The organism is Streptomyces xiamenensis, from assembly GCF_000993785.3.
Lineage (GTDB): Bacteria > Actinomycetota > Actinomycetes > Streptomycetales > Streptomycetaceae > Streptomyces > Streptomyces xiamenensis.
In genome coordinates this window covers 3,222,611-3,237,873 of record NZ_CP009922.3, presented here as the reverse complement: position 1 = coordinate 3,237,873, position 15,263 = coordinate 3,222,611, and the positions used below count along the sequence as shown (strand labels likewise).

The following is a 15,263-nucleotide window of genomic DNA, read 5'->3' as shown; positions in this document are numbered from 1 at the left end:
GGTGGGGCTCACTTCAAAGATTGTTCGGCGGCGACCTACTCTCCCACACGGTCCCCCATGCAGTACCATCGGCGCTGAAAGGCTTAGCTTCCGGGTTCGGAATGTAACCGGGCGTTTCCCTTTCGCCATGACCACCGAAACTCTAATGGTTGTCATTCGAAAAAAATTCACAGTGGACGCGAGCATCTGAGGACAAGCCCTCGGCCTATTAGTACCAGTCAACTCCACCTCTCACGAGGCTTCCATATCTGGCCTATCAACCCTGTCGTCTACAGGGAGCCTTACCCCATCAAGTGGGTGGGAGTCCTCATCTCGAAGCAGGCTTCCCGCTTAGATGCTTTCAGCGGTTATCCTTTCCGAACGTAGCCAACCAGCCATGCCCTTGGCAGAACAACTGGCACACCAGAGGTTCGTCCGTCCCGGTCCTCTCGTACTAGGGACAGCCCTTCTCAAGACTCCAACGCGCACAGCGGATAGGGACCGAACTGTCTCACGACGTTCTAAACCCAGCTCGCGTACCGCTTTAATGGGCGAACAGCCCAACCCTTGGGACCAACTCCAGCCCCAGGATGCGACGAGCCGACATCGAGGTGCCAAACCATCCCGTCGATACGGACTCTTGGGGAAGATCAGCCTGTTATCCCCGGGGTACCTTTTATCCGTTGAGCGACGGCGCTTCCACAAACCACCGCCGGATCACTAGTCCCTGCTTTCGCACCTGCTCGACCTGCCAGTCTCACAGTCAAGCTCCCTTGTGCACTTACACTCACCACCTGATGACCAACCAGGCTGAGGGAACCTTTGGGCGCCTCCGTTACTCTTTAGGAGGCAACCGCCCCAGTTAAACTACCCACCAGACACTGTCCCCGATCCGGATCACGGACCCAGGTTAGACATCCAGCACGATCAGAGTGGTATTTCAACAACGACTCCACCTGAACTAGCGTCCAGGCTTCACAGTCTCCCACCTATCCTACACAAACCGAACCGAACACCAATATCAAGCTATAGTAAAGGTCCCGGGGTCTTTCCGTCCTGCTGCGCGAAACGAGCATCTTTACTCGTAGTGCAATTTCACCGGGCCTATGGTTGAGACAGTCAAGAAGTCGTTACGCCATTCGTGCAGGTCGGAACTTACCCGACAAGGAATTTCGCTACCTTAGGATGGTTATAGTTACCACCGCCGTTTACTGGCGCTTAAGTTCTCAGCTTCGCCACACCGAAATGTGACTAACCGGTCCCCTTAACGTTCCAGCACCGGGCAGGCGTCAGTCCGTATACATCGCCTTACAGCTTCGCACGGACCTGTGTTTTTAGTAAACAGTCGCTTCTCGCTGGTCTCTGCGGCCACCCCCAGCTCAGAGAGCAAGTCTCATCACCAGAAATGGCCCCCCTTCTCCCGAAGTTACGGGGGCATTTTGCCGAGTTCCTTAACCATAGTTCACCCGAACGCCTCGGTATACTCTACCTGACCACCTGAGTCGGTTTAGGGTACGGGCCATTGTGAAACTCGCTAGAGGCTTTTCTCGACAGCATAGGATCATCCACTTCACCACAATCGGCTCGGCATCAGGTCTCACCCTCGTGTGGAACGGATTTACCTGCTCCACGGGCCACACCCTTACCCCGGGACAACCACCGCCCGGGCTGGACTACCTTCCTGCGTCACCCCATCACTCACCTACTACAGGTCTGGACCACCGACTCCACCACTCCACCCACCCCCGAAGGGACAGATGGCGGCTTCGCGGGCTTAGCATCGCCTGATTCAGCGTTGGCGCTCCACAACGGGTACCGGAATATCAACCGGTTATCCATCGACTACGCCTGTCGGCCTCGCCTTAGGCCCCGACTTACCCTGGGCAGATCAACTTGACCCAGGAACCCTTAGTCAATCGGCGCAAGAGTTTCCCACTCTTGTATCGCTACTCATGCCTGCATTCTCACTCGCATACCGTCCACAACTCGTTTCCACGGCTGCTTCACCCGGCACACGACGCTCCCCTACCCACCACAACCTTCGTTAGAAGTATTGTTGCAGTGACACGACTTCGGCGGTGTACTTGAGCCCCGCTACATTGTCGGCGCAGAATCACTCGACCAGTGAGCTATTACGCACTCTTTCAAGGGTGGCTGCTTCTAAGCCAACCTCCTGGTTGTCTCTGCGACTCCACATCCTTTCCCACTTAGCACACGCTTAGGGGCCTTAGTCGATGCTCTGGGCTGTTTCCCTCTCGACCATGGAGCTTATCCCCCACAGTCTCACTGCCGCGCTCTCACTTACCGGCATTCGGAGTTTGGCTAAGGTCAGTAACCCGGTAAGGCCCATCACCTATCCAGTGCTCTACCTCCGGCAAGAAACACACGACGCTGCACCTAAATGCATTTCGGGGAGAACCAGCTATCACGGAGTTTGATTGGCCTTTCACCCCTAACCACAGGTCATCCCCCAGATTTTCAACTCTGGTGGGTTCGGGCCTCCACGAGGTCTTACCCTCGCTTCACCCTGCCCATGGCTAGATCACTCCGCTTCGGGTCTAGGGCATGCTACTGAGTCGCCCTGTTCGGACTCGCTTTCGCTACGGCTACCCCACACGGGTTAACCTCGCAACACACCGCAAACTCGCAGGCTCATTCTTCAAAAGGCACGCAGTCACGGCCATACACACAAGTGCGCATGACGACGCTCCCACGGCTTGTAGGCACACGGTTTCAGGAACTATTTCACTCCGCTCCCGCGGTACTTTTCACCATTCCCTCACGGTACTATCCACTATCGGTCACCAGGGAATATTTAGGCTTAACGGGTGGTCCCGCCAGATTCACACAGGATTTCTCGGGCCCCATGCTACTTGGGAAACCTTTAAGTGAGCCATGCAGATTTCAGCTACGGGGGTCTTACCCTCTACGCCGGGCCTTTCGCATGCCCTTCGCCTATCCACACAGTTTCTTACTCACCGACCGTCCGGCAGAACGATCAAAAAAGCTCCCACAACCCCGCATGCGCAACCCCTGCCGGGTATCACACACATACGGTTTAGCCTCCTCCGGTTTCGCTCACCACTACTCCCGGAATCACGGTTGTTTTCTCTTCCTGCGGGTACTGAGATGTTTCACTTCCCCGCGTTCCCTCCACACCGCCTATACATTCAGCAGTGGGTGACAGCCCATAACGACTGCCGGGTTTCCCCATTCGGAAACCCCCGGATCACAGCTAGGTTGACAACTCCCCGGGGACTATCGCGGCCTCCCACGTCCTTCATCGGTTCCTGGTACCAAGGCATCCACCGTGCGCCCTTAAAAACTTGGCCACAGATGCTCGCGTCCACTGTGCAATTCTCAAACAACAACCGAAGATTCGACCTTTCACAGCCGTACCTTCAGACACCCAACAGCGTGCACAAATAAAGCGTCAATGTTCCACCCATGAGCAAACCACCGCCGGACACTCGCCGGCGTAGTGGCTCTGGACTACCAAAAGGCAGCCTAGAAGCTCCTTAGAAAGGAGGTGATCCAGCCGCACCTTCCGGTACGGCTACCTTGTTACGACTTCGTCCCAATCGCCAGTCCCACCTTCGACAGCTCCCTCCCACAAGGGGTTAGGCCACCGGCTTCGGGTGTTACCGACTTTCATGACGTGACGGGCGGTGTGTACAAGGCCCGGGAACGTATTCACCGCAGCAATGCTGATCTGCGATTACTAGCGACTCCGACTTCATGGGGTCGAGTTGCAGACCCCAATCCGAACTGAGACCGGCTTTTTGAGATTCGCTCCACCTCGCGGTATCGCAGCTCATTGTACCGGCCATTGTAGCACGTGTGCAGCCCAAGACATAAGGGGCATGATGACTTGACGTCGTCCCCACCTTCCTCCGAGTTGACCCCGGCAGTCTCCCGTGAGTCCCCGGCACCCCCGAAGGGATCCGCTGGCAACACAGGATAAGGGTTGCGCTCGTTGCGGGACTTAACCCAACATCTCACGACACGAGCTGACGACAGCCATGCACCACCTGTACACCGACCACAAGGGGGCGACCATCTCTGGCCGTTTCCGGTGTATGTCAAGCCTTGGTAAGGTTCTTCGCGTTGCGTCGAATTAAGCCACATGCTCCGCCGCTTGTGCGGGCCCCCGTCAATTCCTTTGAGTTTTAGCCTTGCGGCCGTACTCCCCAGGCGGGGCACTTAATGCGTTAGCTGCGGCACGGACAACGTGGAATGTTGCCCACACCTAGTGCCCACCGTTTACGGCGTGGACTACCAGGGTATCTAATCCTGTTCGCTCCCCACGCTTTCGCTCCTCAGCGTCAGTATCGGCCCAGAGATCCGCCTTCGCCACCGGTGTTCCTCCTGATATCTGCGCATTTCACCGCTACACCAGGAATTCCGATCTCCCCTACCGAACTCTAGCCTGCCCGTATCGACTGCAGACCCAGGGTTAAGCCCTGGGCTTTCACAATCGACGCGACAGGCCGCCTACGAGCTCTTTACGCCCAATAATTCCGGACAACGCTTGCACCCTACGTATTACCGCGGCTGCTGGCACGTAGTTAGCCGGTGCTTCTTCTGCAGGTACCGTCACTTTCGCTTCTTCCCTGCTGAAAGAGGTTTACAACCCGAAGGCCGTCATCCCTCACGCGGCGTCGCTGCATCAGGCTTTCGCCCATTGTGCAATATTCCCCACTGCTGCCTCCCGTAGGAGTCTGGGCCGTGTCTCAGTCCCAGTGTGGCCGGTCACCCTCTCAGGCCGGCTACCCGTCGTCGTCTTGGTAGGCCACTACCCCACCAACAAACTGATAGGCCGCGGGCTCATCCTGCACCGCCGGAACTTTCCACACACGAGCATGCGCTCATGTGTCGTATCCGGTATTAGACCCAGTTTCCCGGGCTTATCCCAGAGTGCAGGGCAGATTGCCCACGTGTTACTCACCCGTTCGCCACTAATCCCCGGCCGAAACCGGTTCATCGTTCGACTTGCATGTGTTAAGCACGCCGCCAGCGTTCGTCCTGAGCCAGGATCAAACTCTCCATGAATGCTTCATGTAAGAGCAAGGAAAATCCTCGCTTAAATGCTGCACCTCAGACGAGGTCGAGATGCAGACTCAGTAAATCATCTGGCATTGACTATTTGGCACGCTGTTGAGTTCTCAAGGAACGGATGCTTCCTTTGGTTCCCTCTCGGGCCCCTCCGGGCTTTCCCTTCGTGTTTCCCAGCTTACCACACTCGGTTTCCCGAACTTGGCCTCCGCTGGGAGGAGTTGAGCCTTTCGGCCCGGTAAGTTTTTCGCCCTTCGGCGTGTTCACTACTTTAGAGGATTTCCCCGCCGGATTCAAAATCCGGAGCCGAGTACCGAATTTGGGCAAGCCAAATAAGGCCCTCGCGGGGTCGTTCTCTTTCGAGTGAGTGCCGCCTTCGTGATCAGACGATCATGAGCGGCGAGATGTGCCGCCCAGGCCCCGAGGGGTGGACAGCTCGGAGAACATTACGCACCGGTCCGCATCACGTCAACTCGAACTCGGCCCACACGGCCTTGCCGCCCTCCGGCAGCCGCCTGGCGCCCCATTCCGAGGCGATCGTCGCCACCACTGCGATGCCGCGACCCGTCTCGTCGGCCGCGTCCGCCTGCTGCCGGCGGGGCAGGTGCTCGTCCCCGTCCGTCACCTCCACGATCAGCCGGCGGTCGGTCCTGCGCAGCCGCAGCCGCATCGGGGCCTTGCCGTGCTTGAGGGAGTTGCCGACGAGTTCGCTGGCCGTCAGGACGCCCAGTTCCCGCAGTTCCTCGGGGAAGCGCCAGCTGGTGAGCACGCCCTCCGCGAAGGCGCGGGCCCGGGAGGCCGCCTCGACTCCGCCCAGCAGTTCCAGTGCGGCACCCCGGAAGAGATCCGCCTCCTCGCCGTCCCGCTCGGGGCAGGCGAGCACCAGCACCGCCACGTCGTCGTCGTGGTCGCCGGTGATGCCCAGCGCGCGCAGCAGCCGGTCGCACACGATCTGCGGGCTGTCGCCCGAGCCGGCGAAGGCACGCTCCAGCGCGCTCAGGCCCACGTCGATGTCGGCGTCCCGGCGCTCCACCAGGCCGTCCGTGTACAGCACGGCGCTGGCGCCGGGGCCGAACGGGACCGAGCCCGAGGTGTGCAGCCAGCCGCCGGTGCCCAGCGGCGGCCCGGTCGGGTCGGTGACCCGGTGGATCTCGCCGTCCGCGTCGCGCACGATCAGCGGCAGATGGCCGGCCGAGGCGTACGTCAGCGTCCCTTCGTTCGGGTCGTAGACGGTGTAGGCGCAGGTGGCGATCTGGCTGGGGGCGATCTCCCCGGCCAGGCCGTCGAGCAGCTGGATCACTTCGTGCGGCGGCAGGTCGAGGCGCGCGTACGCCCGTACCGCCGTGCGCAGCTGGCCCATGACGGCGGCGGCGCGCACCCCGCGGCCCATCACGTCCCCGATCACGGCCGCGGTGCGGCCGGCGCCGAGGGTGATCACGTCGTACCAGTCGCCGCCGACCGCCGCGTCGATGCCGCCGGGCTGGTACGTGGCCGCGACCCGCAGGTCGTCGGGCTGTTCCAGCTTCTGGGGCAGCAGGCTGCGCTGGAGGGTGACGGCGGCCTCGCGCTGGTGGCTCTCGCTCTCTCGCAGACGCTCGGCGGAGGCGGCCTGGTCGGTCACGTCGGAGGCGAAGACCAGGACCCCGGCGGCCGTGGAGCCGTCCTCGGGGGTCAGCAGTTCCACCGGGGTGCAGGTGAAGGTGTAGAAGCTGTCGCGTTCGCGGGCACCGGCCGTGGCCGTGCCGTCGACCCGGCGGGACTTGAGGGTGCGCGAGGTGCCGCTGCGCCGCACCTGGTCCATCAGCGGCAGCAGACCGACGTCCACCAGCTCGGCCAGGGACTCGCGGACCGGCTTCCCCGGCTCGCGGGAACCGAAGACGGCCGTGTAGGCATCGTTGGTGTAGACGAGGCGGTGCTCGGGGCCGTGGACGACGGCGACGGGCGCGGGGACCTGGCCGAGCAGTTCGTGGACGGCGGCGGAGTCGACGCCGCGTCCGCCGCCCGGCGCCGGGACGGCGGGCGGCGGCTGGGGTTCCGTGCGCGCCGCGGGGACGCCGCCGGTCTCCGCCCGGGCGGCAGCGGCGTTGCGCCGCTGCGCTCCGGGCAGCCGGATACTCCAGCGCGTCAAGTTCACTGCCATCCGATCATTCGTCGTCTGTCGTTCTGGGTGAGCCGCCGGCCACCCATGGTCACATGCGGGCGTCAGGGGCGGTCCGTGCGGGGGGTGCCGCCGGCCGCCTCCTCGAACTCGGCTCGCGGGTGTTCCAGGGAGCCGAGAGAGACAATCTCACGTTTGAACAATCCCGCAAGGGTCCATTCCGCGAGGACACGCGCCTTCCGGTTGATCGTCGGCATCTTGTTCAGGTGGTACGTGCGGTGCATGAACCAGGCGGGGAAGCCCTTCAGCTTGCGTCCGTACACCTGTGCGACACCCTTGTGCAGACCCAGTGATGCGACGGAGCCCACATAGGCGTGCCGGTACGGGGTGACGGCCGAGCCACGCAGGGTCGCCAGCAGGTTGCGGGCGATGTGCCGGCCCTGGCGCACCGCGTGCTGGCCGTTGGGGGCGCACAGCGCGGTGGGGTCGTCCGCCGTGAGGTCGGGAACGGCGGCGCTGTCGCCGGCCGCCCACACGTGTGGGGTGTCCAGCACCCGAAGCTCGGCCGTACAGCGGATCCGGCCGCGCTCGTCCAGCGGGATGCCGCAGGTGGCCAGCACGGGGTGCGGCTTGACGCCGGCGGTCCACACCAGGGTGCGGGTGGGGTAGCGCGAGCCGTCGCTGAGGACCGCGACCCGGTTCTCGATGGTCTCCAGGCGGGTGGAAAGCCGGATGTCGATATTGCGGCCGCGCAGCTCGCGCACCGTGTACCGGCCCATCTCGACACCCACCTCGGGCAGGATCCGGTCGGTGGCCTCGATGAGCATCCACTTCTGCTCCTCCGGCCGGATGTTCGGGTAGTAGCGGCAGGCGTAGCGGGCCATGTCCTCCAGCTCGGCGAGCGCCTCGACACCCGCGTACCCGCCGCCGACGAAGACGAACGTGAGGGCGGCCTGCCGGATGGCGGTGTCGCGGGTGGAGGAGGCGATGTCGAGCTGCTCCAGCACATGGTTGCGCAGCCCGATGGCCTCCTCGACGGTCTTGAAGCCGATGCCGTGCGCGGCGAGCCCGGGGATGGGCAGCACGCGGGAGACCGAGCCCGGGGCGAGGACGAGCTCGTCGTAGCCGATCTCCAGCGGAGGCGCTCCGCTGTCCTGGGCGGCGGCGGTGCGAATGGTGGCCACCCGGCGGTCGGTGTCGATCGCGGAGACCTCACCGGTGACGAAACGGCACCGGTTGAGCACCCTGCGCAGCGGGACGACGACGTGGCGGGGCGAGATGTTGCCGGCGGCGGCCTCGGGCAGGAAGGGCTGGTAGGTCATGTACGGGTCGGGGCTGACCATGGTGATGCGGACATCGCCGCGGCCGAGCTCGCGCCGCAGGTGCCGCTGGAGGCGGTGGGCGGTGTAGAGGCCCACCGATCCACCTCCGATGATCAGGATGTGCGGGGGCTTCGTGGCGTCCTTGGTCACCTGTCCATGAGGCACTCGGTGGTGCGGTGTTGTCCACAGGTCGGACAGGACGCTGCGCCGAACGGGCGGTTGCCGGGACGACCGGTCGCGCTGCGCCGCCGCGGGGTGTCTGAGAGTGGCGGCACGGCGCTTCTCAGTGCCGATGGGCTGAACTATGTTCGTGGGTCAGATGGAGGAGGGGCGTTCTGAGGGGGGCGTCCGTGCTGACGGGGGGTTGACGGACATGACGCGGACGGATGACACGGGCGGGCGGACGGGCGGCGGGGGCTCCCGGATCGGTGGGTTACGGGTGGACGCGCGGCGCAATCTGCGGCACGTGCTGAGCGCGGCGCGGGACGTGTTCGGGGAGCAGGGGTACGGGGCGCCGATGGAGGAGGTGGCGCGGCGGGCCCGGGTGGGGGTCGGCACGGTGTACCGGCGGTTTCCGAGCAAGGAGGCTCTGGTGCGGTACATCGCGGCCGAGCAGACCCGGTGGCTGACGGACCGGGCCGCCGAGGCGCTGGTGGTGGCGTCGGACGGGCGGCCGTGGCAGGGGCTGGAGGGGTTCGTGCGGGGCTCGGCGGCCTCGGGGTCCGGTCGGCTGCTGCCGCCCGAGCTGTGGTGGGCGCGGGGCGAAGGGCCGGGGGCGGCGCCGCCGGCGCCGGAGCCCCGGGCCGGGGCCCCGGCTGAGGCTGGGGTGGGGGTCCCCCCGGCGGAGGTTGGGGTGGGGGTCCCCCCGGCTGAGGCTGGGGTGGGGGTCCCCCCGGCTGAGGCTGGGGTGGGGGTCCCCCCGGCTGAGGCTGGGGTGGGGGTCCCCCCGGCTGAGGCTGGGGTGGGGGTCCCCCGGCCGAGGCTGGGGTGGGGGTCCCCCCGGCCGAAGGCTGGGGGAGGGTGCCGCGGCAGCGGGCCGGCACCGACGGTGCGACCGGGACCGAGGGTGCCGAGGGCGAGAGCGGGGCGACCCGGGAACTCCTTCTAGCCGTCGGGCAGTTGGTGGAACAGGCGCGGGTGGCTGGGGAGTTGCGGGCGGATGTGACGGTGGCGGACGTGATGCTGGTGATCGCCGCCGCGCCGCCGCGGCTCACGGACCCGGAGCGCCAGGAAGCCGCGGCCGAGCGGCTGTTGGAGGTGCTGTTACGCGGGCTGCGGCCGGGCCGTGACTGATGTGTGTTCGCGAGACCGCTCGGAAGGGTGGTTCTACGGTGAACTTTGATCGCGGTGGGCCGTTCGTGTGGCAACCTGACCCAAGTCGCTGACACGTATGTCAATACCGGGGGGCTTTCCCGTATGGGTGCTGACGCTGATGAGGCTCAGGATGGTTCGGGGGAGCGCGAGGGCCTCGCGGACGGTCACACGGAGGGCCGGGCGGACGGTCCCGCGGAGGAACCCGCCGAGGGTTCCAAGGTGCCCAGGCAGCGCGAGCCCCTCGCGGCCGGCACCACGGCGGGCGAGAGCGCGTCCGGGCCGGCCGCTGAGGACCTCGGCCCCGCCGACGTCGAGCTGGTCGAGCGGATGCGGCAGGGGGACGAGGCCGCCTACGACGAGCTGTACCGGCGGCACCGGGACCCGGTGCGCCGCTACGCCCGTACCTGCTGCCGGGACGCCGACACCGCCGACGACCTGACCAACGAGGTGTTCGCGGCGACCCTGCAGGCGGTACGCGGCGGAGCCGGGCCCGAGACCGCGGTGCGCGCCTATCTGCTGACGGCCGTGCGGCGGGTGGCCGCCGACTGGGCGCGCACCGCCCGGCGCGAGCAGCTGATCGAGGACTTCGCGGTGTTCGCGGTGTCGGCGGCCGGGGCGCGGGCCAGTGAGGAGGACACCCTCGACCTGGGCCCCGATGTCATCGCCATGCGGGACGCGGAGGCGTCCCTCGCCGTGCAGGCGTTCCGGTCGCTGCCCGAGCGCTGGCAGACCGTGCTGTGGCACACCGCGGTCGAGGAGTCCTCGCCGCAGGAGGTCGCCCCGCTGCTGGGGCTCACGCCGAACGCGGCGGCGGTGCTGGCGCACCGCGCGCGCGAAGGGCTCAAGCAGGCGTACTTGCAGGCCCATGTCGGCCATGTCGGGGCGGACGGCGGGGACTGCGCGCGGTACGCGGACCGGCTGGGAGCTTACGCTCGGGGCAAGTTGCGGATGCGTGCGGAGCGCGGGCTGCGCAAGCACTTGGAGGAGTGCGCCCGTTGCCGGCTGGCCGCCTCCGAGGTGAAGGACCTGAACGAGACGATCCGTACGGTGCTGCCGATCGCGGTCATCGGCTGGTTCGCGGCGGGTTCCTCGGGCAAGATCGGCGCGCTGCTGCTGGGTGCCGGCGGGGCGGGGGCGTCGGCGAGCGCCGCCGCCGCGGCCGGCGGTGTCGGCGGGGTGCTCTCCAAGGGTGGCGGCGGGGTCGCCGCCGAGGGGCTCGGCTCCTCGGTGAAGGCGGGCGCCGCCACCGGCGTGGTGGTGGTCGCGGCGGCGGCCGTGCTGGCGTTCGCGCTGATCGGCGGGTCGGGCGAGGAGGAACCGCCGCGCGCCGCCGATCCGCCGCCGGCCGCCCCGGTGATGCCGCCGGCCGCCGAGGAGCCGCCCGCCCCCGAACCCGAACCCGATCCGGAACCGGAGCCAGACCCCCCGGCCGAGCCGGCGCCAGAACCCGAGCCGGAACCCGAGCCCGAACCCGTACGGCCGGCGCCGGCACCCGAGCCCGAGCCCGAGCCCGGCCCCGAACCGGTGGAGCCCGACCCAGACCCCCCGGCCGAGCCCGAACCCGACCCCGAACCGGAGCCGGAGCCCGAACCGGAGCCCGAACCGGAGTCGGAGCCGTACGAGTTGCGCACCCTGCGCTTCGACCTGTTCAACGACGGCACCGAGCCGGCCATCCGGCTGTGGGAGAGCGGCTGGGTGTGGCAGCGCTCGAACGTGTCGATCGGCGGGCAGACGTACGCGCACGGCATCACCGTCAACGGCCGCTCCTCGGTGACCATCGACCTCAACCGTTCCTGCACCTCCTACCGCGCGGTGGCCGGCATGGACGACATGAACGCCCTCGGGCTGGGCTCGGCCACCTTCAGCGTGTACGGGGACGGTCAGCAGCTGTGGCGCTCCGGGGTGATCGCCACCGGGGACCGGGCCGTCCCGGTCGAGGTGCCGCTGGACGGGGTGTCCGTGCTGCGGCTGGTGACGGAGCCCGAACGGCCGCTGAGCGCGCTGGCGCTGGCCGGCTGGGCGCAGTCGGAGATCAGCTGTCGCTGAGCAGACGGGTGACGAGGTCCAGGGCCTCGGTGCGCTCCAGCGGCGGTTCGCCGCCGGGCGGTGGGAGGGGCAGGGCGTCCATGGCGCGCCGCTCGGGCGGGGTGAGCGGCAGGTCCCCGCGCAGGGCGTACGCGGTGGCCAGCAGTCGTGCGGCCACCGTGGTCCGCCCGCCGGCGGAGACGGTGGCCGCGGCGCCGAGCAGCAGCTGGCTGAGGAGGAGATCGGAGCAGCCCACCAGCACGCCGTAGGAGAGCGCGGTGCGCAGTTCGCTCAGCGCGTCCCGCCACGGGGCGCCCTCGGCCAGCAGCAGCCGGCTGGTGAGGATGCCCATGATGACCTGGAACATGGGGGCCGGGGTGCCGGCCTTCAGGTTGCGGGCGGCGCGCTCGCGCAGGGTGCGGGCGGTGCCCGGGTCGCCGTTCTCCAGCGCCATGGTGGCGCCCAGGTACTGGGTGAGGCCGAGGCAGTCGGGCAGGCCGAGTTCCTCGGCGCGGGCGACGGTGGCGGTGAGGAGGGCGCCGGCCCGGTCGATGTCCCCCGCGTAGTAGGTGGCTTCGGCGAGGCGGGCGGTGAAGAAGGGCACCTCGGCGTGCGCCCCGACCTCCTCGGCGGTGCGGACGGCCCGGGTGAACGCGTCGGCGGCGCCCCGGTAGTCGCCCAGGAGGACGAAGTACTCGCCGCGCAGCCCGTGGGTCTGGCAGGTGAGCCAGCGATCGCCGACCCGGTGGGCGAGGGCCTCCAGCTCGGCGAGGTCCTCGCTGTCGTGGGCGGCGCGGTGCCGGACGGTGGAGTACGCGCCGGGGACGTCCAGGCTCACCCGGAAACGGAAGAGGAGCATGACGGCCAGCTCCCAGTCACCGCTGCCGGGGCTGGTGGCGCGCGCGGCGGCGGAGGCGCGTCGTGCGCGCAGCCGCCCGATGGACTCGGTCATGCGGCGGGCGATGTCGTGGAAGGTCTCGCCGATCATGAAGCCGGTGAACGGCCACAGCATGCCGGGGAAGCGGGTGCCGCGTTCGCGGTCCGTGACACCGAACGCGGTGAACATCCGGCGGGCCTGGCGGTGCAGGGTCTCGTCGGTGAGGTCGAAGCTGCTGTGGTCCTGGTCCTGCATCAGGAAAGCGGCCAGCAGGCGCAGTTCGAGGCGGTGCAGGTAGCGGGGGTCGTCGGGCCAGGGCTCGCCGTCGGCGGGGACGGGGGCCGCGTCCTGGTCGGCGTCCGGGTCCAGGGCGATGGTGTGCCGGATCCATTCGAGGCCCTCGGCACGGTAGTTGCGCAGGTACCAGAACCAGCCCATGCCGACGACGAGTTGTCCTGCGCTGTCGCGATCGGCGGCGCGCAGGGCGCGCCGGAGGGCGGCGCGGATGTTGTCGAGGTCGGCCTCGACGCGGGCGAACCAGTGCAGTTGGCCGGGGCCGCGCAACCGGGGCTCGGCCCGCTGGACGAAGCGCAGGACGTGGGCGGTGTGCCGGGCCCGGGTGGCGGCGCGTTCGGCGGGGTGCTCGGCGGCGCGTTCGGCCGCGTACTCATGGATGGTCTCCAGCATGCGGTAGCGCGCGCCGGTGCCGTCGTCCGTGCCGGGGGCGGTGTCGGTGCCGGGGGCGGTGTCGGTGCCGGGGGCGCTGTCCGCCTCGTCCGCCCCGTCCGTCGTGTCGGCGCCGGTGTCCGCCAGGACGATGGACTTGTCGACCAGCGAGCCGAGCAGGTCGAGCACCTGGCCGGAGGTGACGGTCCGCCCGTCGGCGCACACGGCTTCGGCGGCCGCGAGCGTCCAGCCGCCGGCGAACACCGACAGCCGGCGCAGCACAGTGCGTTCGGGCTCCTCCAGCAGGTCCCAGGACCAGTCGACGACGGCGCGCAGCGTCTGCTGGCGGGGCAGCACGGTGCGCCAGCCGCTGGTGAGCAGCCGGAAGCGGTCGTCCAGGCGGGCGGCGATCTGGCGTGGGGTGAGGGTACGCAGCCGGGCGGCGGCGAGTTCGATGGCGAGCGGGAGGCCGTCCAGGCGGCGGCAGATCTCGGCGACGGCGGGTTCGTCGGCGGGCAGGTCACGGCGTACGGCGGCGCCGCGCTCGGTGAACAGCCGGTGGGCGGGGGCGGGCGGCAGGGGTTCGACGGGGCGGACGCGTTCGCCGGGGATGCCGAGGGGCTCGCGGCTGGTGGCCAGGACGGTGAGGCGCGGGCAGTGGGTGAGCAGGGTCTCGGCGAGGGTGGCGGCGGCCGTGATGACGTGTTCGCAGTTGTCGAGGATGAGCAGCAGTTCGCGGCCCGCGCAGTATTCGAGGAGCCGGGCGGCCGGGTCGTGGTGGTGTTCCACGGATGTCTCGCGCAGGCCGAGCGCGGAGAGTACGGCGCCGGGGACGGCGGTGGGGTGGTCGAGCTTGGCCAGCTCGGCGATCCAGGCGCCGTCGGGGTAGCGGTCCTGGCCGCCGGTGGCGAGTGCGGCCTGCTCGGCGAGCCGGGTCTTGCCGGACCCGCCGGCCCCGGTGAGCGTGACCAGGCGGGCGGTGCGCAGATCGGCGCTCAGTGCGGAGAGGTCCGCCTCGCGGCCGACGAAGCTGGTGAGCCGGGGCCGGATGTTGCCGGCGGGCGCTGTGCCGGGCGGGCGGCGCGGCGCGGGGCTGCCTGCGGCGCGGTTCCCGGTGGGCCCCGCATCCCCCGCGTCCCCCGCGTCCCCCGCGTCCTCGGCGAGGAGTTCGGCGTACAGGGCGCGCAGTTCCGGGCCGGGGGTGGTGCCGAGCCGCTCGGCGAGGGTGGTGCGTACCGCCTCGTACGCGGCGAGCGCCTGCGCCGGGCGCCCGGCTGCGCGCAGGGCACGGAGGTGGAGGGCGCGTACCGGCTCGTCCAGGGGGTGCTCGGCGGTCAGTTCGCGCAGTTCGGGCAGCAGCGGTTCGGCGGGGCCGAGGGCGAGGTCGGCGGTGATCCGGCGGCGCAGGGCGGTCAGCCGCAGCGTCCGGGCGCGCACGGCGACGGGGTGCCGGGCCGATTCCGGGAGGTCGGCGAGGGCGGGCCCGCGCCACAGGGCGAGGGCGGTGCGCAGCGTACGGGCCACCGTGGCGGGGTCGGCGTGGGTGGGGTCGGCCTCGCGCACCAGGCGCTCGAAACGGAACAGGTCGACGGACTCGGGGCCGGCGGTGAGCCGGTAGCCGGCCGGTGCCCGGTGGTGGCCGATGAGCCGCCTGCCCTCCTCGCCCAGGGCGCGGCGCAGCCGGCCGACGAGGGCCTGGAGGGCGGCGGGCGGGTCGGCCGGGGCGTCGCCGTCGGGCCAGATGCCGGCGATGAGGGTGTCGACGGGGACCGGGCCCGGACCGTCCGCGCGCAGGGCGAGTGCGGTGAGCAGGGCGCGCACGCGCGGTCCGCCGAGCGGGATGACCCGGCCGTCCTCGTGTCGCGCCTCGGTGGCGCCCAGGATGAAGAACCGCACCGCCCCATTGTCCGGTGCACCGCTCTGCGCG

Annotated in this window: 4 protein-coding genes, 3 rRNA genes and 1 pseudogene; 2 read left to right on the top strand and 6 right to left on the bottom strand. The window is 68.3% G+C overall.

The window, feature by feature from the left end; genetic code table 11:
- Nucleotides 1-22 precede the first annotated feature (22 nt).
- From rrf to SXIM_RS14790, 5 genes are all read right to left on the bottom strand, one after another.
- Nucleotides 23-139: ribosomal RNA gene (rrf, locus tag SXIM_RS14810) — 5S ribosomal RNA — on the bottom strand.
- A gap of 49 nt (nt 140-188) precedes the next feature.
- Nucleotides 189-3,311 (bottom strand): 23S ribosomal RNA (locus SXIM_RS14805).
- A gap of 190 nt (nt 3,312-3,501) precedes the next feature.
- Nucleotides 3,502-5,031: ribosomal RNA gene (locus SXIM_RS14800) — 16S ribosomal RNA — on the bottom strand.
- Together the 16S, 23S and 5S rRNA genes form the textbook arrangement of a ribosomal RNA operon.
- A 466-nt stretch (nt 5,032-5,497) precedes the next feature.
- Nucleotides 5,498-7,168 (bottom strand): ATP-binding SpoIIE family protein phosphatase, encoded by a 1,671-nt coding sequence (locus SXIM_RS14795; protein ID WP_030733286.1) that lies wholly within the window; start codon nt 7,166-7,168, stop codon nt 5,498-5,500.
- 68 nt (nt 7,169-7,236) lie between these two features.
- Nucleotides 7,237-8,604, bottom strand: a complete 1,368-nt coding sequence (locus tag SXIM_RS14790) for an NAD(P)/FAD-dependent oxidoreductase (RefSeq protein ID WP_030733283.1) — start codon at nt 8,602-8,604, stop codon at nt 7,237-7,239.
- Nucleotides 8,605-8,827: 223 nt separating this feature from the next.
- Here SXIM_RS14790 and SXIM_RS28820 point away from each other — a divergent pair.
- Together SXIM_RS28820 and SXIM_RS14775 are read left to right on the top strand one after the other, a co-directional pair.
- Nucleotides 8,828-9,747: pseudogene (locus SXIM_RS28820) on the top strand (TetR/AcrR family transcriptional regulator).
- Nucleotides 9,748-9,870: 123 nt separating this feature from the next.
- Nucleotides 9,871-11,814: a sigma-70 family RNA polymerase sigma factor gene (locus SXIM_RS14775; protein ID WP_046724320.1), complete on the top strand. Its 1,944-nt coding sequence runs from the start codon at nt 9,871-9,873 to the stop codon at nt 11,812-11,814.
- Here SXIM_RS14775 and SXIM_RS14770 read toward each other — a convergent pair.
- Complete coding sequence (locus SXIM_RS14770) at nt 11,801-15,232, bottom strand: AfsR/SARP family transcriptional regulator (RefSeq protein ID WP_053116201.1); 3,432 nt, start codon at nt 15,230-15,232, stop codon at nt 11,801-11,803. The two genes, SXIM_RS14775 and SXIM_RS14770, sit on opposite strands and share 14 nt — an antisense overlap.
- Nucleotides 15,233-15,263 lie beyond the last annotated feature (31 nt).

What these genes read in the sequence shown, in the direction of transcription:
- SXIM_RS14775 (WP_046724320.1), top strand. Translation starts at nt 9,871, where the DNA reads ATGGGTGCTGACGCTGATGAGGCTCAGGATGGTTCGGGGGAGCGCGAG.